The sequence below is a fragment of the Vibrio bathopelagicus genome (assembly GCF_014879975.1).
Taxonomy (GTDB): Bacteria; Pseudomonadota; Gammaproteobacteria; order Enterobacterales; family Vibrionaceae; genus Vibrio; species Vibrio bathopelagicus.
Window position 1 is genome coordinate 3,415,590 of sequence record NZ_CP062500.1, and the last position, 21,964, is coordinate 3,437,553.

Genomic DNA, 21,964 nt, shown 5'->3' on the forward strand with positions numbered 1-21,964 from the left:
GAGTAATAACTCACAATTTGTTACTGATTTTATTGAGTAAGCCCTTGTTTAAAAGGGGCTGAGAGTGAAATTAATGATGACCTAGCCACTACTTATTCTCTATAATCCACCTTGAATCGCTGACAAAGCGTACAATTTAATTTAAGGGCAAACATGCTGCTGCTAACTATTTACGTCTCCATTGCTATTGGAGTTTCTTTCATTTGTTCTGTTTTGGAAGCTGTACTTTTGAGTATTAGTCCGAGCTACATTGCTCAACTAAAACAAAATGGGCACCCTGCAGCCGCGTCTTTAGACAAACTGAAAACAGATATTGACCGCCCACTCGCGTCAATTTTGACGCTCAACACCATCGCACATACTATTGGTGCGGCAACCGCAGGTGCACAAGCGGCTGTGGTTTTTGGCAGCCAATGGTTAGGTGTCTTCTCTGCAGTGCTCACTCTGGGTATTTTGGTGCTGTCTGAAATTGTTCCAAAAACGATTGGTGCAACCTACTGGCGTCAACTTGCTCCAGCATCATCAACGGTACTGCGTTGGATGGTGTTCTTCCTAACTCCGTTTGTTTGGTTCTCAGAACAGATAACCAAACGTCTAGCTCGTGGTCACCAAGCACCTAAGATGCGTGACGAGCTATCAGCGATGGCTATTTTGGCAAAAGAGAGTGGCGAGTTCGCAGAAGGCGAATCAAAAATCCTAAGCAACTTATTAGGCATTCAAGACGTTCCTGTTACCCAAGTAATGACACCTCGACCTGTAGTATTCCGTGTAGATGCAGAGATGAGCGTCAATGTGTTCCTTGAGAAACACAAAGACACGCCGTTCTCACGTCCATTGGTCTACAGCGAACAAAGTGACAATATCATTGGTTTTGTTCACCGTCTGGAGCTGTTTAGATTGCAACAAGCGGGTTGCGGTGAAAAAGCGTTAGGCGAAGTCATGCGCCCTATCCACGTGTTATTGAACAACATGGGTCTAGCCAAAGCCTTTGACCAAATGATGGCAAATCGCCTGCAATTGTCTTTGGTTGTTGATGAATACGGCACCATTCAAGGCATCATCACCTTAGAAGATATCTTTGAGCATTTAGTTGGCGAAGAGATCGTTGATGAAGCGGACAAGACCACAGACATGCAAGAACTTGCGTTTCAGCGTTGGGAAAAATGGAAAGAGACACACGGTGTTATCGAAAACCGTGATGAAGAGGACGAGCTAGAGAAAGAAACTCCAGCAGACAACGATGCCTCAGATTCTAAATCAGCGGATGATGATGACGCATCAAAAGATAATGCATCAAAAGACAAAGCTCAGAACTAAGAGCTAAGAAACAAAAGAAAAAGACGCTTAATCGAAGTTTGAGAGCGTCAGATACAACAAAGGCTCCCTAGGGAGCCTTTGTTTTTTTATTCTATTCGCTACAACTCAACATCCGTTATAGCGCAACACCAATGTTGCTCACTGGGTCTTCACGCAGTTCATGACGCAGATCTTTAATCAGTTCAAGGTCGCGCTCTGTCGTTTCTCGAAGTGGTCGGAAGATCGCCCATTGAACGTCCCACTCTTCACATACCGCTTCATTTTCTTTCTGGTTTTCATTCGTGACTTCTTCAGCACCTTGAGCGAATTCAAGTTCTGCAACCGTCTTAACCGACTGTTGGCTCACTTTAATCACCGATTCAAGCATGTGTTCACGATCAAGCAGGCCGTGTATTAACGTTGCTAAGCCTTGGCATGCGTCCATTGCTGGATAAACACCATAAAAATCAAAATCATCACCGCTAGGGAATAGCTCTTCTACTTTCTCAAGTTGACGCTCAAAGTTCACCTTTGCCGTTTTAACCGTTAGGATTTCCCAAATGCTATCCAAAACATCACGATAGATTCGAGCTTCCGCAAATTCTGTATTCTCACAAAACATGGCATAGTTAGGATACATACGCTCACATAGACACGCCATAAAGGTAATTTGTTGCCAAGGTTCTAACTTTTCAAGACGAACCTGCAATGGATTCTGAAGCATAGTCACTCAATAAATGCAGAAAAAGACAGCGAAAGTGTACTTGATAAACCCTGGGGGGAAAAGGTAAGCCGATGAACAATTTTACGAATAAGCTCTATATTCTTACCGAGCATGACGATACTTACACACAACTGATTGTAAACCGAGATTTACCTGACCTAGAAATCACCACAAACCCCGAGTTAGCGGAGATCGTCTTGGCCTCTCCTCCCCTCATAGCAGAGCGTCTTGATGAGTTTAAGCATCTGGATTGGGTGCAAAGTACCTATGCAGGGATCAACAAATTAACCCAACCGAATTTGCGTCAGGACTACACACTGACCAACGTCAAAGGCATCTTCGGCCCTGCCATTGCCGAATACGTATTGGGTTACACAATCAGCCACTTTAGACACTTCACTCATTACCACCAGCAACAACAACAGCGAAACTGGCAGCCGCAGCTTTATACCAGCCTAACCGACAAAACCATGGTGATTTTGGGAACAGGCTCAATTGGCAGCCATTTGGCGAAAACCGCTTCTGCGTTTGGTATCCATACCATTGGGGTCAACCGGACAGGTATCCCATCAAAGCAAGAAACCTTTAAAGACACCTTCCACATTAATGAATTAGAAGCCGCTCTCAAACAAGCGGATATTGTAGTGAACACACTGCCATCAACGGATGAGACCTACCAACTGCTTAATCAAACCACCTTAAGCTACTGCTCTAACGTATTGCTGTTTAATGTAGGTCGTGGGGAAAGCGTAGACAATAAAGCGTTACTGCTTGCGATTAAGAATAAATGGGTTGAACACGCATTCTTAGATGTCTTTGAATGCGAACCTCTCACGCAAGAACACCCGTTTTGGAAATTACCGCAAGTGACCATCACTCCACACATTGCGGCTCTAAGTGAGCCTAGGCAAGTCGTGGAGATCTTCGCCAATAATTACCAACAATGGCGAGATGGCTTTACACTGAATAACATCATTGATTTTGATAAAGGCTACTGATGTTCTCATCACTGCTCACCGAGATACGACAATGCACCGCTTGTGAGCCTCATCTATCACACGGTGCAAACCCAGTGATTCAGGCACACCCAAACGCGCGCTTGTTAATCATAGGTCAAGCGCCCGGTATCAAGGTTCATGAATCATCTGTCCCTTGGAATGATGCCAGTGGCGAACGATTGAGAGAATGGTTAGGGATGGATAGCGATACGTTTTATGACGAACAAAAAGTCGCGATTGTCCCGATGGGCTTTTGCTATCCAGGAAAGGGAAAAAGTGGCGATCTACCGCCACGAAAAGAGTGCGCCGCGCTATGGCACCAAAAAGTACTGCAATCACTGCCCAACATCCAAATGACCTTGCTGATTGGTCAGTATGCGCAAAACTATTATCTCAAAGATAAAGCCACCAGCACACTCACTGAAACAGTACGTAACTGGCAGGCTTGGGCTCCAGAACTTTTGCCACTTCCCCACCCGTCACCACGTAATAATATCTGGCTCACGAAAAACCCATGGTTCGAAAGTGAAGTCATTCCATATATCAGGAACCACATATCAGAGCATTTGGCCTACCATGATCCAAATACCTAATTAGCTGCACACAATGATGGTTAAGCCGATATTGAATGCAGATGAAAAGGTAATAAAAAAGCGCTGTCGATTTCTCGACAGCGCTTTTTCTAAAAACACATACTTAATTACTTATGGTATGGCTTAGATAGGTCGTGAACTGCGTCCACAAATACACCAGCATTTTCTGGTGGCACATCTAGGTGAATACCGTGGCCAAGGTTAAATACGTGGCCAGTACCGCCGTCACCAAAACCTTCAAGGATAGTGCCGACTTCTTCACGAATACGCTCAGGTTGTGCGTAAAGTACTGATGGATCCATGTTGCCTTGTAGAGCCACTTTATCGCCAATACGTGCTTTTGCATCAGCAATATTGATTGTCCAGTCTAGGCCAACTGCATCACAGCCAGTCGCTGCGATAGATTCTAGCCACATGCCACCGTTCTTAGTGAACAAAGTAACCGGTACACGGCGACCTTCGTTTTCACGGATTAGGCCATCTACAATTTTGTGCATGTACTGCAGTGAGAACAGATTATAGTCACGCGGAGTAAGCACACCACCCCATGTGTCGAATACCATTACCGATTGAGCACCCGCTTTAATTTGCGCGTTCAGGTATTCAATAACGGTGTCAGCAAGCTTATCTAGAAGTAAGTGCAGCGTTTGTGGTTCTGCGTACATCATCTTCTTGATCTTAGTGAACGCCTTCGAGCTACTGCCTTCAACCATGTAAGTTGCCAGTGTCCAAGGGCTACCAGAGAAACCAATCAGTGGCACTTCGCCTTTCAGGTCTTTACGAATCTGACGAACGGCATTCATTACGTATTGAAGCTCGCCTTCTGGATCAGGTAGGCCAATCTTCTCTACGTCAGCTTTACAAGTAATCGGACGCTCAAATTTAGGGCCTTCACCTGTTTCGAAGTACAAGCCTAAACCCATAGCATCTGGGATAGTTAGGATGTCAGAGAACAAGATTGCCGCATCAAGAGGGAAACGACGCAAAGGCTGAAGGGTTACTTCTGATGCTAGTTCCGCATTCTTGCACAAAGACATGAAATCGCCTGCTTCTGCACGCGTTGCTTTGTATTCAGGAAGATAGCGACCCGCTTGGCGCATCATCCATACAGGAGTGCAATCAACAGGCTGCTTTAAAAGTGCGCGTAAATAGCGATCATTTTTTAATTCGGTCATTCCGTTCAATTCCAATTCAATCTTGTCTAGTTTTGATGGCAAGTATTCTAACACTGATTGAGGGGTAAAAGCTGTGTGCTTTGCAACCTAGATCAAGTTATTAACTTTTAAATCAATGCTTAATTTGCCCCCAATTGCAGGCGCATGTTAAAAATTTGTTTGCTAGCGAAAATTACAATTATAATATCTGAGTAGTCACTACTCAGCATCTCATAACGACATCTTACTTACCCCCTCCACTTGTGGAGGGTTTTTTTTAGCTTTTGACCACCCATAGGCCAAATACCATCACAGGCCAATTAGTGCTCGAGCGTCTGCTCCGTAGCACCAACTTTCATCACGTCATCAACTGTTTTCTCAATCAACTGTCTCGCAATGGTTCCAACAGGAGCAACATCAGGCAGGTTTGTTACGTCAAACCATTGGGCATCCGACAATTCACTGTAATCTGGTTTGAGCACTCCACCAGCATAGTCAGCAAGAAAGGCCATCATCATACTCGATGGAAACGCCCATGGCTGGCTACCAAAGTAACGAATATTACTCACATCGATACCCGTTTCTTCTTTGACTTCTCGCGCCACACACTGCTCTAAGGTTTCTCCAACCTCTAGGAAGCCCGCTATCACGGTATACATGCCTGTTTTATGCCTTGGGTGCTGCGCAAGCAATATCTTGTTGTCGTTTCGCACAGCGACAATGATGCACGGGAAGATTCGAGGGTAATGAAGAGTTCGACAGTCTCCGCACTGCATCGCAACCTGATTGTGATTTAGATGATTGCGACCGCCGCACTGTGGACAAAAACGTATGCTTTGAGTCATGTGCCCGTACTGGATAGCCTTACTCGCCATAAGAAAACTCGATTCAGACCAGTGCAATAACTCACGTAGGTTGACCATGGTCAGTTCACTCTCGACATCGCAGTCGTTGAGCCAATAGACCGGACGACCTTGATGCTGACCAATACAGATAGCGTGATCAACACTGAGCCCTAACTCATCAGCCGAGCCATAAGGAAACTGGTCGTTATTAACCCAAATATCACTACCAGAAACGACGCACCAATAAGCTTGCTCTGTCATTTTTGTATCACTTTTTTTTAACATCCCTATGCCTCATTGCTTGCAGTTCGTTCATTTTACTGGCAATCTAATTTCATACTAGAGTTGTAGCAGAGAATATTTCAAGCTATTACTTTTAGTAGTTCCCAATAAACGGACCTTGCTTAGGCAATTACCATGATCACAAGGTTGTGATCAGATCATGAGGACATGGTCATGCTAAATAAATTCAAACAAATACAAGAACAATGGGGTGGCTCTAATGAGGTCATCGATCATTGGCTCGAAACTCGACAGTCTCTAATCGTTGAGTATTGTAAGCTTGCCGCTCTACAGCCTTCATCATCGAAAGCAACGGCAATCACCGAACTACCCTCTCCAGAAGCGCTCCAAAAATTCAGCCAACATCTTGTTGATTACATCTCCGAAGGTCATTTCAAAATCTATGACATGGTGATGGACAAGTGGCAGTCTACTGGCTTCAAAGCAACAGACGAAATTAACCAATCTTATGGTCATATCGTCCTTACCACAGAGCCACTACTTAACTTTACTGATAAGTACGCCGCCATCAAAGCCAGCGATGCATTAGAGAGCTTTGATAGTGATTTATCTTTGATTGGTGAGATTATTGAGGCGAGATTTGAGGTTGAAGATCAACTGATACAGCAAATTGCCGATAGCCTAGCGGTTCCGCCAGGAGCATAGCTGGCTAACTATCTTGTAAGCTTACCTCTGTGTAAGCTTTTTGTTTTGTCTATGAATCATGAAAGCAAGAAGCTTAGGGCTTTGTAGATACTCTCTTATCGCTACCTATCCGTACATATTTCTGCATATCAGCAACCTACACATCCAGCTTACGGTTCTCTATATAAACCCGTAGAGACAGTAACGTCATTAACTCTATTCCAGAAATGAAGCACATAACTCACTTGAAACTTGTACCAAAGATACAAGTTTGCCCCTGTAAGTATTAATACGATTTAAGCCAAACGACAGATACAAAAAAGGCACCCGAAGGTGCCTTTTTTCTTATCTCTTAGAGACTACTCGTAGAGTTTACTCTTCTGAAGAGAAACCAGCATTTAGAAGTGCTGCTAGATTGTCAGTAGCTTGTTCAGCTGAAGGACCTTCTTGCTCTTCTTCACGTTGCTTTTGACGCTCTTGGTGGTATGCGAAACCAGTACCAGCTGGGATCAGACGACCAACAATAACGTTCTCTTTCAGACCGCGAAGGTCATCACGCTTACCAGAAACCGCAGCTTCTGTTAGTACGCGAGTCGTTTCTTGGAACGATGCAGCTGAGATGAATGACTCAGTTGCAAGAGATGCTTTAGTAATACCTAGTAGATCACGTTCGAAACGTACTAGTTCTTTACCTTCAGCTTCTAGCTTACGGTTAGCAATCTTAACATTGTGGTACTCAACTTGTTCGCCAGGTAGGAACGGAGAGTCACCAGAATGAGTGATTGTACACTTACGTAGCATTTGACGAACGATAGTCTCGATGTGCTTATCGTTAATCTTTACGCCTTGTAAGCGGTAAACTTCTTGAACTTCGTTCGCGATGTACTGAGTCACAGCGTGGATACCACGTAGACGCAGGATATCGTGTGGAGTTTCAGGACCGTCGGCGATTACATCACCACGTTCAATCTTCTCACCTTCGAACACGTTCAATTGACGGTGCTTAGGAATCATCTCTTCGTAAGCGTCACCGCCTTCACGAGTGATTACTAAACGACGCTTACCTTTCGTTTCTTTACCAAACGACACAGTACCTGTGTGCTCAGCAAGGATCGCAGGCTCTTTAGGCTTACGAGCTTCGAATAGGTCTGCTACGCGTGGTAGACCACCGGTGATATCTTTGTTTCCGCTCGATTTTTGAGGGATACGAGATAGTGTGTCACCAATGCCAACTTCAGCGCCATCTTCGATGTTTACAATCGCTTTGCCAGGTAGGAAGTAGTGAGCTGGCATATCAGTACCAGGAATCATTACATCGTTACCTTGCTCATCAACAAGTTTGATAGCTGGGCGCATATCTTTACCTGCTGCTGGGCGAGCTGCTGCGTCTGTTACTTCACTTGAAGAAAGACCAGTTAGATCGTCAGTTTGACGAGAAACTGTAATACCATCGATCATATCTACGAATTGGATACGACCTGCCACTTCAGTGATGATTGGCATGGTATGCGCTTCCCAGTTAGCAACAACTTCACCAGCCGTTACTGCTGCGTTGTCGCCTTTGGTTAGCATCGAACCGTAAGGAAGTTTGTGCTTCTCTTTCGTACGGCCGAATTCATCAATAATCGTCATCTCAGATGCACGAGAAGTGATAACCAGTTTCTTATCTTTGTTGATTACAAACTTAGCATTGTGAAGTTTCACAGTACCAGTTGTCTTAGCTTGGATGCTGTTCTCTGCTGCTGCAGTAGATGCCGCACCACCGATGTGGAACGTACGCATTGTAAGCTGTGTACCCGGTTCACCGATAGATTGTGCAGCGATAACACCAACTGCTTCACCTTGGTTTACTAGGTGGCCACGTGCTAGGTCACGACCGTAACACTGTGCACAACAACCGAAGTCTGCATCACAGGTAACAACTGAGCGCACTTTCATGCTATCTACAGAGTTGTCTTCCATGATTTGACACCACTTCTCATCAATCAGAGTATTACGTGGAATCAGTACATCTTCAGTACCAGGCTTAAGAACATCTTCAGCAACTACACGACCAAGAGCAAGCTCAGAAAGTGCAACTTTAACGTCACCACCTTCGATGTGAGGCATCATGTCGATACCTTCATGCGTGCCACAGTCATGTTCGTGTACTACAACGTCTTGTGCTACGTCTACTAGACGACGAGTTAGGTAACCCGAGTTAGCTGTTTTCAGTGCTGTATCCGCAAGACCCTTACGAGCACCGTGCGTTGAGATAAAGTACTGAAGGACGTTTAGACCTTCTTTAAAGTTCGCAGTGATCGGCGTTTCGATGATAGAACCATCTGGACGCGCCATCAGACCACGCATACCTGCTAGCTGACGAATCTGAGCTGCAGAACCACGTGCGCCTGAATCGGCCATCATGTAGATGCTGTTGAACGATTCTTGCTGTTCTTCTTCGCCGTCACGGTTAATAACTGTTTCAGAAGAAAGGTTATCCATCATTGCTTTCGCAACACGGTCGTTCGTAGACGCCCAGATATCGATAACTTTGTTGTAACGCTCACCCGCAGTAACAAGACCAGATTGGAATTGCTCTTGGATTTCGCGAACTTCTTCTTCTGCATCAGAAATTTCAGTGTACTTAGCCGCTGGAACAACCATATCGTCGATACCAACAGAAACACCTGAAAGTGCTGCGTATGCAAAACCTGCGTACATGATTTGGTCAGCAAAGACTACAGTGTCTTTTAGACCAAGCTTACGGTAACACTCGTTAAGAAGAGTAGAGATCTGCTTCTTACCTAACTTTTGGTTAACGATGCTGTACGGAAGGCCTCTAGGAACGATCTGCCAAAGCATTGCACGACCTACAGTCGTATCCACTAGGCCAGTGTTCGTTGTGCTGTTGCCGTCTTCGTCTACTACAGTTTCAGTGATACGTACTTTAACGCGAGCGTGTAGCTCAGCAGTCTTAGTACGGTATGCCTTTTCAGCCTCTTCAGGGCCAGCAAGGTACATACCTTCACCTTTCACGTTGATCTTGTCACGTGTCATGTAGTAAAGACCCAATACAACATCCTGAGAAGGAACGATGATCGGATCACCTGATGCTGGCGACAGAATGTTATTCGTCGACATCATTAGGGTACGAGCTTCTAGCTGTGCTTCTAAAGTTAGAGGCACGTGTACAGCCATTTGGTCACCATCGAAGTCGGCGTTGTATGCCGCACACACTAGTGGGTGAAGCTGAATCGCTTTACCTTCGATTAGTACTGGTTCAAACGCTTGGATACCTAGACGGTGAAGTGTAGGTGCACGGTTAAGCAGTACTGGGTGTTCGCGGATAACTTCGTCTAGGATATCCCAAACGATCGCTTCTTCGCGCTCTACCATTTTTTTAGCAGCTTTGATTGTCGTAGCCATGCCACGAGTTTCTAACTTGCTGTAGATGAATGGTTTAAATAGCTCAAGTGCCATCTTCTTAGGAAGACCACACTGGTGTAGACGAAGGTATGGACCAACTGTGATTACAGAACGGCCAGAGTAGTCTACACGTTTACCTAGAAGGTTCTGACGGAAACGACCTTGTTTACCCTTGATCATATCAGCAAGAGATTTCAGAGGACGCTTGTTAGAGCCAGTAATCGCACGACCGCGACGACCGTTATCTAGAAGTGCATCAACAGACTCTTGCAGCATACGCTTTTCGTTACGTACGATGATGTCCGGAGCAGCTAGCTCTAGAAGACGCTTCAAACGGTTGTTACGGTTGATCACACGACGGTAAAGGTCGTTCAGATCTGAAGTCGCAAAACGACCGCCATCTAGTGGAACTAGAGGACGTAGATCTGGCGGTAGCACTGGAAGTACAGTTAAGATCATCCACTCAGGCTTGTTGCCTGAAGAGATGAATGCTTCAACTAGCTTCAAACGCTTAGTAACTTTCTTACGCTTAGTTTCTGAGTTAGTTGTTTCTAACTCTTCGCGCATTTCTTCCACTTCTTGATGAAGGTCCATTGTTGAAAGCAGATCTTTGATCGCTTCAGCACCCATCTTAGCAGTGAATTCGTCACCCCACTCTTCTAGACGATCCAGATACTCTTCTTCAGTAAGCATCTGAGATTTTTCTAGATCAGTCATACCCGGTTCAGTTACTACGTACATTTCGAAGTAAAGAACACGCTCGATATCACGCAGAGGGATATCCATTAGTAGACCGATACGAGACGGCAGTGATTTTAGGAACCAGATGTGAGCAACTGGTGAAGCTAGCTCGATGTGGCCCATACGGTCACGACGAACTTTAGTCTGTGTAACTTCAACGCCACACTTCTCACAGATAACACCACGGTGCTTCAGGCGCTTGTATTTGCCACAAAGACATTCGTAATCTTTAACTGGACCAAAAATACGAGCACAGAACAGACCATCACGTTCAGGTTTGAACGTACGATAGTTAATTGTTTCTGGCTTTTTAACTTCACCAAAAGACCACGAACGGATCGTGTCTGGTGAAGATAGACCGATTTTGATTGCATCAAATTCTTCGGTCTTATGCTGTGCTTTTAGAAAGTTTAATAAGTCTTTCACGTTCAGCTCCTGTAAGGAGTTAAAGGAGCTCACCGACTAAAGTGAGCCCCCTTTGCCAAGTAATCCAATCTTCTTTTAAAAAAGAGGGATTACTCTTCGTCTTCTAGCTCGATGTTGATACCTAGCGAGCGAATCTCTTTCAACAGTACGTTGAACGACTCTGGCATGCCAGGTTCCATGCTATGGTTACCATCTACGATGTTCTTATACATCTTAGTACGGCCGTTAACGTCATCTGACTTAACTGTTAGCATTTCTTGTAGAGTATATGCAGCACCGTATGCTTCTAGTGCCCATACTTCCATCTCACCGAAACGCTGACCACCGAACTGAGCTTTACCACCAAGTGGTTGCTGAGTTACTAGGCTGTAAGAACCAGTTGAACGAGCATGCATCTTGTCATCAACCAAGTGGTTCAGTTTCAGCATGTACATGTAACCAACAGTTACAGGACGCTCAAACGAATCACCAGTACGACCATCAAACAGTTTAAGCTGACCAGATTCTGGCAGATCACCCAGTTTAAGTAGTTCTTTGATTAACGCTTCTGAAGCACCGTCGAACACAGGAGTAGCAATCGGTAGACCGCCACGTAGGTTCTTGATCAGTGTACGAACTTGATCATCAGACAGTTCAGCAATATCAACTTTCTGACGAGTATCACCAAGATCATAAACCTTCTGTAGGAACTCACGGAACTTATGCAGTTCTTGTTGTTCCTTAACCATTTGGTTGATCTTGTCACCGATACCTTTAGCAGCCAAACCTAAGTGTACTTCTAGGATTTGACCGATGTTCATACGCGATGGTACACCCAGTGGGTTTAGTACGATGTCTACAGGCTGACCTTTTTCATCGTATGGCATGTCTTCAACAGGGTTAATCTTAGAGATTACACCTTTGTTACCGTGACGACCCGCCATCTTATCGCCAGGCTGGATACGACGTTTAACCGCTAGGTAAACTTTAACAATCTTAAGAACGCCAGGTGCTAGATCATCACCTTGAGTGATTTTACGACGCTTAGTTTCAAACTTCTTATCGAAGTCTGCCTTTAGCTCATCCCACTGCTCAGCAAGTTGCTCAAGCTGTGTTTGTAGCGCATTGTCTTCTAGAACTTGCTCTAGCCATTGCTTACGACCGATCGTATCAAGCTTAGCTTCAGAGTAACCACCAGACAGAAGTACAGCTTTAACGCGGTTAAGAAGACCACCCTCAAGAATTTGGAACTCTTCAGTAAGGTCTTTCTTAGCTTCTTTAAGCTGCATCTGTTCGATTTCAAGTGCACGTTTGTCTTTCTCTACGCCATCGCGAGTGAAGACTTGTACATCGATGATAGTACCCGAAACAGAGTTTGGTACACGTAGAGAAGTATCTTTAACATCAGATGCTTTCTCACCGAAGATAGCGCGTAGTAGCTTCTCTTCAGGAGTCAGTTGAGTTTCACCTTTAGGTGTCACTTTACCAACTAGGATGTCGCCACCCTTAACTTCAGCACCAATGTAAACGATACCTGACTCGTCTAGTTTAGACAGAGCAGACTCACCTACGTTTGGAATATCAGCTGTGATCTCTTCAGAGCCCAGCTTAGTATCACGAGCCACACAAGATAGTTCTTGGATGTGGATTGTCGTGAAACGGTCTTCTTGAACTACGCGCTCAGATACTAAGATCGAGTCTTCGAAGTTGTAACCATTCCAAGGCATGAACGCGATACGCATGTTTTGGCCAAGAGCAAGTTCACCAAGGTCAGTTGAAGGACCATCAGCTAGAACATCGCCGCGTGCAACTGGTTCACCAGGAAGTACAGTTGGACGTTGGTTAATACATGTGTTTTGGTTCGAACGCGTGTACTTAGTTAGGTTGTAGATATCGATACCAGCTTCGCCAGGTACCAATTCATCTTCGTTAACCTTAACTACGATACGAGAAGCGTCAACAGACTGAACTTGACCACCACGTTTAGCAACCGCTGTAACACCAGAGTCAACTGCGATGTTACGTTCAATACCAGTACCGACTAGAGGCTTATCAGCTCTAAGTGTTGGTACAGCTTGACGTTGCATGTTCGCACCCATCAATGCACGGTTCGCATCATCGTGTTCTAGGAACGGGATAAGCGAAGCAGCGATAGATACTACTTGGTTTGTCGCAACGTCCATGTAGTCAACGTGATCGCGTGGGTGAAGACCAGATTCACCTTTTTGACGAGCAGTGATTAGCTCGTCAGCAAACGTCGCTTCTTCAGTAAGAACCGTGTTTGCCTGTGCGATAACGAATTGACCTTCCTGGATTGCAGACAGGTAATCAACTTCTTCTGTTACTACACCATCTACAACGCGACGGTACGGAGTTTCTAGGAAACCGTAATCGTTACAACGCGCAAACGCAGATAGCGAGTTAATCAGACCGATGTTTGGACCTTCAGGCGTTTCGATCGGACATAGACGACCGTAGTGAGTTACGTGAACGTCACGTACTTCAAAGCCTGCGCGTTCACGAGTTAGACCACCAGGACCTAAAGCAGAGATACGACGTTTGTGCGTAACTTCTGACAATGGGTTGTTTTGGTCCATAAACTGTGACAGCTGTGAAGAGCCAAAGAATTCTTTAACTGCAGCAGAGATCGGTTTAGCGTTGATAAGATCTTGAGGCATGATTGCATCAAGGTCACCAAGGCTTAGACGTTCTTTAACGGCACGTTCTACACGAACTAGACCAACACGGAATTGGTTTTCTGCCATTTCACCTACAGAACGGATACGACGGTTGCCAAGGTGGTCGATATCGTCCACTTCGCCTTTACCGTTACGGATGCCAATCAGTTTCTTCATCACTTCAATGATGTCTGATTCATCCAGAGTACCGCGCTCTTCTTCTTCTTCACGCTCAATAGAGCTGTTGAATTTCATACGGCCTACAGTTGATAGGTCGTAACGATCTTCAGAGAAGAACAGGCTTTCGAATAATGATTCTGCAGCTTCTTTTGTTGGTGGCTCGCCAGGACGCATCATGCGGTAGATTTCTACCAATGCAGAGATGCGATCTACTGTGCTATCTGCACGTAGAGTGTCTGACATGAATGGACCATGGTCTAGGTCATTCGTGAACAGAACTTCTAGAGATTTGTGACCTGCTTGAGATAAGTTAGCAAGTGCCTCTAGGCTGATCTCTTGGTTCGCGCCAACGATGATCTCGCCAGTTGCTTCGTTGATGTAATCTTTCGCAGCAATCTTTTCAACGATGTACTCGACAGGTACTTCGATGTGCTCAACGCCATCTTTTTCAAGCTGACGGATATGGCGAGCAGTTACACGGCGACCAGTCTCAACGTAAGTCTTACCATTTGATTCGATGTCGAATGACGCAGTTTCACCACGTAGACGATCAGGAACCAACTCCATAAGTAGAGTTTGGTCTTTCACTTCGAAGTTCACTTTGTCGAAGAACAGATCTAGGATCTCTTCTGTCGATTTACCAAGTGCACGAAGGATAATCGATGCTGGTAGCTTACGACGACGGTCGATACGTACGAATAAGTTATCCTTAGGATCGAACTCAAAGTCTAACCATGAGCCACGGTAAGGAATTACACGTGCGTTATAAAGAACTTTACCAGATGAGTGGGTCTTACCCTTATCACTGTCGAAGAACACGCCTGGGCTTCGGTGCAGCTGGGATACGATAACCCTCTCGGTACCATTAATTACGAAAGTACCATTGTCCGTCATAAGCGGAATTTCGCCCATGTAGACTTCTTGTTCTTTAATGTCTTTTACAGTACCTGCAGGCGCATCTCTATCAAAGATAACTAGACGCAGTTTAACGCGTAGTGGCTTTGAGTAAGTTACACCACGAATTTGACATTCTTTAACATCAAATACTGGCTCACCAAGACGGTAGCTAACGTATTGCAGCTCTGAATTGCCGTTGTAGCTCTGAATTGGAAATACAGAACGAAAAGCAGCCTCAAGACCGTATTGACCTTCTGGATCCTGTTCGATGAATTTATCGAAAGAATCAAGCTGGATCGATAACAGGTATGGAATGTCCAAAACTTGTGGACGAGTACCAAAATCCTTACGGATGCGCTTTTTCTCGGTATAAGAGTAAACCATGGGGTTCCTCAGCTCGCTGATAAGTGACCCAAACTGTCCAAACGCTCATTAGAGTGGGACAGTGACTAACAGCTGTTTATTGTGGTTAACAATTATTTCGAAGAAATAACTGTTTTTTTGCTCAGGCGATGACGCTTAAACAGCGGGAAATTCATCATAGCCCTACAGCGCAAAAAGGCCGGTGGTTAATAAACCACCAGCCAATAGCCTCGCGGCTAGGAAATTAAGTAATAATTACTTGATTTCAACAGAAGCGCCAACTTCTTCTAGCTGTGCTTTAAGAGCTTCAGCTTCAGCTTTGTCAACGCCTTCTTTAAGCGCTGCAGGAGCTGAGTCTACAAGACCTTTAGCTTCTTTAAGACCTAGGCCAGTTGCGCCACGTACAGCTTTGATAACTTGTACTTTGTTTGCGCCAGCGCCAGTAAGGATAACGTCGAATTCAGTTTGCTCAGCAGCAGCTTCAGCAGAAGCACCACCAGCTACAACTGCAGCAGCAGCAGTAACACCGAATTTTTCTTCCATAGCTTCGATAAGCTCAACAACTTGCATTACAGACATTTCTGCAACTGCGTCTAGGATTTGCTCGTTAGTAATAGACATAACAATTCTCTTTTAAGTCAACAATAAGTTTAAATAGCAACCAGTGAAAAGCAAGGCTTATGCCGCAGCTTCTTCTTTTTGGTCGCGAACAGCAGCGATAGTACGAACCAGCTTGCCAGCAGAAGCTTCTTTCATGCACATCATTAGGCGTGCGATAGCTTCGTCGTAAGTTGGTAGTGTCGCTAGTACATCAGCATCAGTAACTGCGCCTTCAAATGCAGCAGCTTTGATCTCGAATGTTTTGTTCTCTTTAGCGAAGTCTTTGAAAAGACGCGCTGCAGCACCAGGGTGCTCGTTAGAGAACGCAAGTAGGCTAGGACCAGTAAATGTGTCTTGTAGACACTCATACTCAGTACCTTCTACTGCACGGCGTGCTAGTGTGTTACGAACAACTCTCATGTAAACACCCGCTTCGCGAGCTTGTTTACGTAGAGAAGTCATCGCGCCAACAGTAACGCCACGAGAGTCAGCTACAACTGCAGAAAGTGCACCACTGGCTGCTTCGTTGACTTCAGCAACAATTGCTTTTTTGTCTTGAAGATTTAAAGCCATTTGGATTAACCTCTGGTTGTGATTACAGCACTCAATATAAAATATATTGAGCGTTTACGATGTTATTTAAAAATGAATAAATTCATTTCAAACGACAACATCGCCTACGTAGGTTTTATTAAGCTTTACCTTAAAAAGGTTCGGCGCCTACGGTCTTGGGATAGACGATTATGAATTGCTTCAAAAATCACCCAACCACAAATATTAGGCGCAGAAGTATACACTAAATCTGCGCCTAAGCAAATTAGTTTGCTTGTGTGTCAAGACTAGCTTGATCAACAGCAACACCAGCACCCATCGTAGTAGAGATGCTTACTTTCTTCAGGAAAGTACCTTTCGCTGAAGAAGGCTTAGCTTTCTTAAGAGCAACTAGAAGTGCTTCTAGGTTCTCTTGAAGCTGGTTAGCTTCGAAAGTTGCTTTACCGATAGTAGTGTGGATGATGCCGTTTTTGTCGTTACGGTAACGAACCTGACCAGCTTTAGCATTTTTAACTGCTTCAGCAACGTTAGGAGTTACAGTACCAACTTTAGGGTTTGGCATTAGACCGCGTGGACCTAGGATTGTACCTAGTTGACCAACAACGCGCATTGCATCTGGAGAAGCAACAACAACGTCAAAGTCCATTACGCCTTTTTTCACTTGCTCAGCAAGCTCTTCCATACCAACGATATCTGCGCCAGCTTCTTTAGCTGCTTCTGCGTTTGCACCTTGAGTGAACACAGCAACGCGGATTTCACGGCCAGTACCGTGAGGTAGCACAGTTGCGCCACGTACGTTTTGGTCAGATTTACGAGCATCGATGCCTAGGTTAACAGCAACATCTACAGACTCAACGAATTTAGCAGTTGCTAGTTCTTTAAGAAGAGCAATAGCTTCGTTGATTTCGTATTCTTTAGTTACTTCAACTTTGTCGCGGATTACGCGCATACGCTTAGTAAGTTTTGCCATGATCTTATCCCTCTACCACTAGGCCCATTGAACGAGCAGTACCAGCAATAGAACGCTTCATTGCTTCGATGTCAGCACCAGTCATATCAGCAGCTTTAGTTTCTGCGATTTCCTGTACTTGAGCGTCAGTTACTGTGCCCACTTTTTCAGTGTTTGGACGACCAGAACCAGACTTAACGCCAGCAGCTTTCTTAAGAAGAACAGCAGCAGGTGGAGTCTTAGTTACGAACGTGAAAGAACGGTCGTTGTATACAGTAATAACTACTGGAGTAGGTAGACCTTTCTCAACAGATTCTGTTTTTGCGTTGAACGCTTTACAGAATTCCATGATGTTCACGCCGTGTTGACCTAGAGCAGGACCAACCGGTGGACTTGGGTTTGCCATACCAGCTGCAACTTGCAGTTTGATATAAGCTTCAACTTTCTTAGCCATGATATTTCCTAAATATTTGGGTACATGCGCTAGCCTTTAGGCGAGCTCCCCTTAATTTCATAAATTACTTTTTACTTCCTAAGAAGTAAAAAGGCGCGAAATTATAATCATAATTCGCGCCTTTAACAACCCTAAAAAGGTGATTTTTTATACTCTTTCATTTTGAACAGCTTGTTAAATAGTTATCAACAGCTTACTCAAACTAACCGAGTCTTAGTCTAGTTTTTCAACCTGACCGAATTCAAGCTCAACAGGTGTTGCACGACCAAAGATCGATACAGATACCTTAATGCGGCTCTTCTCGTAATCCACTTCTTCAACAGTACCGTTAAAGTCAGCAAATGGACCATCGTTCACACGAACCACTTCACCCGCTTCGAACATTGTCTTAGGACGTGGAGACTCGCTCGCTTTCTCTAGACGGTTCAAGATAGCATCAGCTTCTTTGTCAGTGATTGGTGCAGGACGATCAGAGGTACCACCAATGAAGCCCATAACACGAGGAATGCTGCGTACTAAGTGCCATGATTCATCATTCATGATCATTTGCACTAATACGTAGCCAGGGAAGAACTTACGTTCGCTTTTACGGCGTTGACCTGCACGCATTTCCACTACTTCTTCAGTAGGTACTAAAACGTCACCAAAGAATTCTTCCATGTCGTGCATTTTAATATGTTCGCGTAACGATTGAGATACACGACCTTCATAGCCAGAAAAGGCTTGAACTACATACCAACGTTTTTTTGGAGCTTCACTCATGAATCAGAACCCTCTACACCCCAGTCGCTAGAGAAACTAAACGGACCATAATGCCGTCAATTCCCCAAAGCACTAGAGACATAACAATACATACAGCTAAAACGATCAATGTAGTTTGCATAGTTTCTTGGCGAGTAGGCCAAACAACTTTACGAATCTCCATACGAGATTCTTTTGCAAAATCGATCGCAGCTTTACCTTTAGTTGTTGTTGCTGCAACGCCTAGTGCGGCAGCAATCAGCACAACTACACCTGCAGCGCGAATTACAACAGACAATTCACCATACAGGTAATTACCCACAACAGCAGCAGCCAACAGTACAAAAGCGACTACCCACTTCATTGTATCTGCTGCACCTGAGCTATCAGGAGTTTCAGCGTTTGCTTTCATAAAACCAACCTGTGATAAGTCTTAAATATAGACGACAATAACCCCGCTGTTGCAGGGCACATTCCTTTGCGTTGCAAAACAACACATCTAACAGTCATTTTAGTCAAAAAGACTGTTTAATTCTTTGCTAAGAGCTAAAATTGATGCCAAAACACCCAACTCTTTTTTCAGCGCAGAAAAAGGGCATCAAATGATGCCCTTTTTACTAGTGGTTCGTCAAATCTTATGCAAAGATTTTAGCTACAACACCAGCACCAACTGTACGGCCACCTTCGCGGATTGCGAAACGTAGACCTTCGTCCATTGCGATTGGAGCGATTAGCTCAACAGTCATTTGAACGTTGTCACCTGGCATTACCATTTCTACGCCTTCTGGTAGAGTGATATCGCCTGTTACGTCAGTTGTACGGAAGTAGAACTGTGGACGGTAACCCTTGAAGAAAGGAGTGTGACGGCCGCCTTCGTCTTTAGAAAGTACGTATACTTCAGACTCAAACTTAGTGTGTGGGTTGATTGAACCTTTAGCAGAAAGTACTTGGCCACGTTCAACGTCATCACGCTTAGTACCACGTAGAAGTGCACCAACGTTCTCACCTGCACGACCTTCGTCAAGCAGCTTACGGAACATTTCAACACCAGTACAAGTAGTAAGAGTAGTTTCTTTGATACCAACGATTTCTACTTCGTCACCTACACGTAGGATACCGCGCTCGATACGACCAGTAACTACAGTACCACGACCTTGGATTGAGAATACATCTTCAATAGGTAGTAGGAACGGTAGATCAACAGCACGCTCTGGAAGTGGAATGTAAGAATCTAGTGCTTCTGCAAGCTCAACGATCTTGTCTTCCCACTGCTTTTCGCCGTTTAGAGCGCCAAGTGCAGAACCTTGAATTACTGGAAGGTCGTCTCCTGGGTACTCGTACTCAGAAAGAAGTTCACGAACTTCCATTTCTACTAGCTCAAGTAGCTCTTCGTCATCAACCATGTCACATTTGTTCATGAATACGATGATGTAAGGGATACCAACTTGACGACCAAGTAGGATGTGCTCACGAGTTTGTGGCATAGGGCCATCTGTAGCAGCAACAACTAGGATACCGCCGTCCATTTGAGCAGCACCAGTGATCATGTTTTTAACATAATCGGCGTGTCCAGGACAGTCTACGTGTGCGTAGTGACGTTCAGGAGTATCGTACTCAACGTGAGAAGTTGCGATTGTGATACCGCGCTCGCGCTCTTCTGGAGCGTTATCGATAGATGCGAAATCTTTAGCAACACCGCCGTACACTTTTGCAAGTGTAGTACAGATAGCAGCAGTTAGAGTTGTTTTACCGTGGTCAACGTGGCCGATAGTACCAACGTTTACGTGCGGTTTCGTACGTTCAAATTTTTCTTTAGACATGGGGTGTCCCTCTAGGTACGGATTAGGTGGCTTAAAATAAGACCACGCAACCAAAAAAAATGGTTTTTTATTAAAAGGAGAAGAAGCTTTAGACTGGTGCTAATACCCAGAGTCGAACTGGGGACCTCACCCTTACCAAGGGTGCGCTCTACCGACTGAGCTATATCAGCACACAAAAATGAGTTGGAGCGTGCAGCGGGAATCGAACCCGCATCATCAGCTTGGAAGGCTGAGGTAATAGCCATTATACGATGCACGCGACACGTAACTCTTTTGAGCTATTTAACCTTTAGAATATGGTGGAGGGAGACGGATTCGAACCATCGAAGGCAGTGCCGGCAGATTTACAGTCTGCTCCCTTTGGCCACTCGGGAACCCCTCCAAATTTTGATCTTTCTCTCGCTCTCTATAAATAGAAGGGAGAAAGTGGTGCCGACTACCGGAGTCGAACTGGTGACCTACTGATTACAAGTCAGTTGCTCTACCTACTGAGCTAAGTCGGCACAAGTGGGGCGCATTTTATTGAATGATTTTCCACCTTGCAATAGTAAATTGCAAAAAAGTGAAAAATTCTCCTATCAAATTCATATATACGGTTATTTAGCTCAAGGTTTCTGCCTTTAATCCGCATCTAGTAAAGGAAGATATTTAATTTATCTATCGCTTGATGTATTTTCCATGCACTTGTTTTGTTATCCACTATAGAGTTTTGTATGAGCCCATTTATGTCATTTGACCGCGCGCAGTGGTCTGAACTAAGGAATTTAGTTCCGATGACACTTTCTGAGAGCGACTTGAAAGAGCTTCAAGGCATCAATGAAAAGCTGACAATGGAAGAAGCAGTAGAGATTTATCTACCACTATCGCGCCTATTAAACCTCTATGTGGCCGCTCGACAAAATAGAAACTCAGTACTTCATCAATTTCTGGATAAGAAAGAGACAGCACCACCATTCATTATTGGTATCGCGGGTAGTGTGGCGGTAGGGAAAAGTACAACCGCTCGTCTACTGAAAGCGTTGTTATCTCGTTGGGAAAACCACCCTAAAGTTGAACTGGTTACGACAGATGGCTTCTTATATCCCAATGAAATACTGGAAGAAAAGGGCTTGATGAGTAAGAAAGGGTTCCCTGAGTCTTATGATATTAAAGCGCTAGTCAATTTTGTATCAGATGTGAAGGCATGTAAGCGTAATGTGACAGCACCTGTGTATTCTCACCTCACCTACAACATTACCAAGGAAGTAAAAGAGGTCGACTTACCCGATGTGCTCATCATTGAAGGACTCAACGTTCTGCAAAGCGGTATGAATTACCCACATGAGCCTCATAGAGTCTTTATTTCAGACTTCCTCGACTTCTCGTTATATGTCGATGCTGAAAGCGCTCAAATTCAACAATGGTATGTAAATCGTTTTATGAAGTTTCGTGAGGGTGCCTTCGCTAAACCAGGGTCATACTTCGGGCACTACACTAAATTGTCAGATCTAGCCGCTAAGGAAAAAGCAGAAGGTATTTGGCAATCAATCAATGGTTTGAACCTAGAGCAAAATATCCTTCCGACCAGAGAAAGAGCTCACCTGATTTTACGCAAAGGCGCTGATCATATGGTTGAAGAAGTGTTACTAAGAAAATAATA

17 protein-coding genes and 4 tRNA genes are annotated in these 21,964 nt (G+C 44.6%); 5 read left to right on the forward strand and 16 right to left on the reverse strand.

What is annotated here, in order from left to right:
- The first annotated feature begins 153 nt into the window (after nt 1-153).
- On the forward strand, nt 154-1,317 hold the full coding sequence (locus IHV80_RS15310) for a CNNM domain-containing protein (protein ID WP_017108608.1): 1,164 nt from the start codon (nt 154-156) through the stop codon (nt 1,315-1,317).
- Between the two features lie 115 nt (nt 1,318-1,432).
- Here IHV80_RS15310 and IHV80_RS15315 read toward each other — a convergent pair whose 3' ends face one another.
- The gene (locus IHV80_RS15315) at nt 1,433-2,020 is read right to left on the reverse strand and encodes a YjaG family protein (protein WP_029223215.1); all 588 of its coding nucleotides are present in this window, start codon (nt 2,018-2,020) and stop codon (nt 1,433-1,435) included.
- Nucleotides 2,021-2,091: 71 nt separating this feature from the next.
- Here IHV80_RS15315 and IHV80_RS15320 point away from each other — a divergent pair, with 71 nt between their 5' ends.
- Both IHV80_RS15320 and IHV80_RS15325 read left to right on the forward strand, forming a co-directional pair.
- On the forward strand, nt 2,092-3,018 hold the full coding sequence (locus IHV80_RS15320; protein ID WP_192889558.1) for a D-2-hydroxyacid dehydrogenase: 927 nt from the start codon (nt 2,092-2,094) through the stop codon (nt 3,016-3,018).
- The gene (locus IHV80_RS15325; protein ID WP_192889559.1) at nt 3,018-3,611 is read left to right on the forward strand and encodes a uracil-DNA glycosylase family protein; all 594 of its coding nucleotides are present in this window, start codon (nt 3,018-3,020) and stop codon (nt 3,609-3,611) included. The genes IHV80_RS15320 and IHV80_RS15325 overlap by 1 nt, the downstream gene beginning before the upstream one ends.
- Nucleotides 3,612-3,718: 107 nt before the next feature.
- Here the strand turns inward: IHV80_RS15325 and hemE are convergent, their stop codons facing one another.
- Together hemE and nudC are read right to left on the reverse strand one after the other, a co-directional pair.
- Nucleotides 3,719-4,786, reverse strand: a complete 1,068-nt coding sequence (hemE, locus tag IHV80_RS15330; protein WP_029223216.1) for a uroporphyrinogen decarboxylase — start codon at nt 4,784-4,786, stop codon at nt 3,719-3,721.
- A 299-nt stretch (nt 4,787-5,085) separates the two neighbouring features.
- Nucleotides 5,086-5,895, reverse strand: a complete 810-nt coding sequence (gene nudC / locus IHV80_RS15335; protein ID WP_192889560.1) for an NAD(+) diphosphatase — start codon at nt 5,893-5,895, stop codon at nt 5,086-5,088.
- Between the two features lie 165 nt (nt 5,896-6,060).
- On the opposite strand from nudC, the gene IHV80_RS15340 reads away from it, so the two are divergent.
- Nucleotides 6,061-6,558: an Rsd/AlgQ family anti-sigma factor gene (locus IHV80_RS15340; RefSeq protein ID WP_017104580.1), complete on the forward strand. Its 498-nt coding sequence runs from the start codon at nt 6,061-6,063 to the stop codon at nt 6,556-6,558.
- 351 nt (nt 6,559-6,909) lie between these two features.
- On the opposite strand, the gene rpoC is transcribed toward IHV80_RS15340, so the two are convergent.
- From rpoC to IHV80_RS15405, 13 genes are all read right to left on the reverse strand, one after another.
- Complete coding sequence (gene rpoC / locus IHV80_RS15345) at nt 6,910-11,112, reverse strand: DNA-directed RNA polymerase subunit beta' (protein WP_102438409.1); 4,203 nt, start codon at nt 11,110-11,112, stop codon at nt 6,910-6,912.
- 89 nt (nt 11,113-11,201) lie between these two features.
- Nucleotides 11,202-15,230, reverse strand: a complete 4,029-nt coding sequence (gene rpoB, locus IHV80_RS15350; protein ID WP_192889561.1) for a DNA-directed RNA polymerase subunit beta — start codon at nt 15,228-15,230, stop codon at nt 11,202-11,204.
- A 234-nt stretch (nt 15,231-15,464) separates the two neighbouring features.
- Complete coding sequence (rplL, locus tag IHV80_RS15355; RefSeq protein ID WP_004729770.1) at nt 15,465-15,830, reverse strand: 50S ribosomal protein L7/L12; 366 nt, start codon at nt 15,828-15,830, stop codon at nt 15,465-15,467.
- A 57-nt stretch (nt 15,831-15,887) separates the two neighbouring features.
- On the reverse strand, nt 15,888-16,382 hold the full coding sequence (gene rplJ / locus IHV80_RS15360) for a 50S ribosomal protein L10 (protein WP_017077558.1): 495 nt from the start codon (nt 16,380-16,382) through the stop codon (nt 15,888-15,890).
- Between the two features lie 244 nt (nt 16,383-16,626).
- Nucleotides 16,627-17,331 carry a 50S ribosomal protein L1 gene (gene rplA / locus IHV80_RS15365; RefSeq protein ID WP_192889562.1) on the reverse strand — a complete coding sequence of 235 codons (705 nt, stop codon included), beginning with the start codon at nt 17,329-17,331 and terminating at the stop codon, nt 16,627-16,629.
- A 4-nt stretch (nt 17,332-17,335) separates the two neighbouring features.
- Nucleotides 17,336-17,764, reverse strand: a complete 429-nt coding sequence (rplK, locus tag IHV80_RS15370) for a 50S ribosomal protein L11 (protein WP_010435555.1) — start codon at nt 17,762-17,764, stop codon at nt 17,336-17,338.
- 213 nt (nt 17,765-17,977) lie between these two features.
- A complete protein-coding gene (gene nusG / locus IHV80_RS15375) occupies nt 17,978-18,526 on the reverse strand; it encodes a transcription termination/antitermination protein NusG (protein ID WP_012605006.1) in 549 nt (182 codons plus the stop codon).
- A 13-nt stretch (nt 18,527-18,539) separates the two neighbouring features.
- The gene (gene secE / locus IHV80_RS15380) at nt 18,540-18,917 is read right to left on the reverse strand and encodes a preprotein translocase subunit SecE (RefSeq protein WP_017096511.1); all 378 of its coding nucleotides are present in this window, start codon (nt 18,915-18,917) and stop codon (nt 18,540-18,542) included.
- A gap of 223 nt (nt 18,918-19,140) precedes the next feature.
- Nucleotides 19,141-20,325 (reverse strand): elongation factor Tu, encoded by a 1,185-nt coding sequence (tuf, locus tag IHV80_RS15385; protein ID WP_012604914.1) that lies wholly within the window; start codon nt 20,323-20,325, stop codon nt 19,141-19,143.
- A 94-nt stretch (nt 20,326-20,419) separates the two neighbouring features.
- Nucleotides 20,420-20,495 (reverse strand) — tRNA-Thr (locus IHV80_RS15390).
- A gap of 14 nt (nt 20,496-20,509) precedes the next feature.
- A tRNA-Gly gene (locus IHV80_RS15395) sits at nt 20,510-20,584 on the reverse strand.
- 38 nt (nt 20,585-20,622) lie between these two features.
- A tRNA-Tyr gene (locus IHV80_RS15400) sits at nt 20,623-20,707 on the reverse strand.
- A gap of 45 nt (nt 20,708-20,752) precedes the next feature.
- Nucleotides 20,753-20,828, reverse strand: a tRNA-Thr gene (locus tag IHV80_RS15405).
- Nucleotides 20,829-21,038: 210 nt separating this feature from the next.
- Here IHV80_RS15405 and coaA point away from each other — a divergent pair.
- The gene (gene coaA, locus IHV80_RS15410; RefSeq protein ID WP_017078366.1) at nt 21,039-21,962 is read left to right on the forward strand and encodes a type I pantothenate kinase; all 924 of its coding nucleotides are present in this window, start codon (nt 21,039-21,041) and stop codon (nt 21,960-21,962) included.
- Nucleotides 21,963-21,964: the final 2 nt, after the last annotated feature.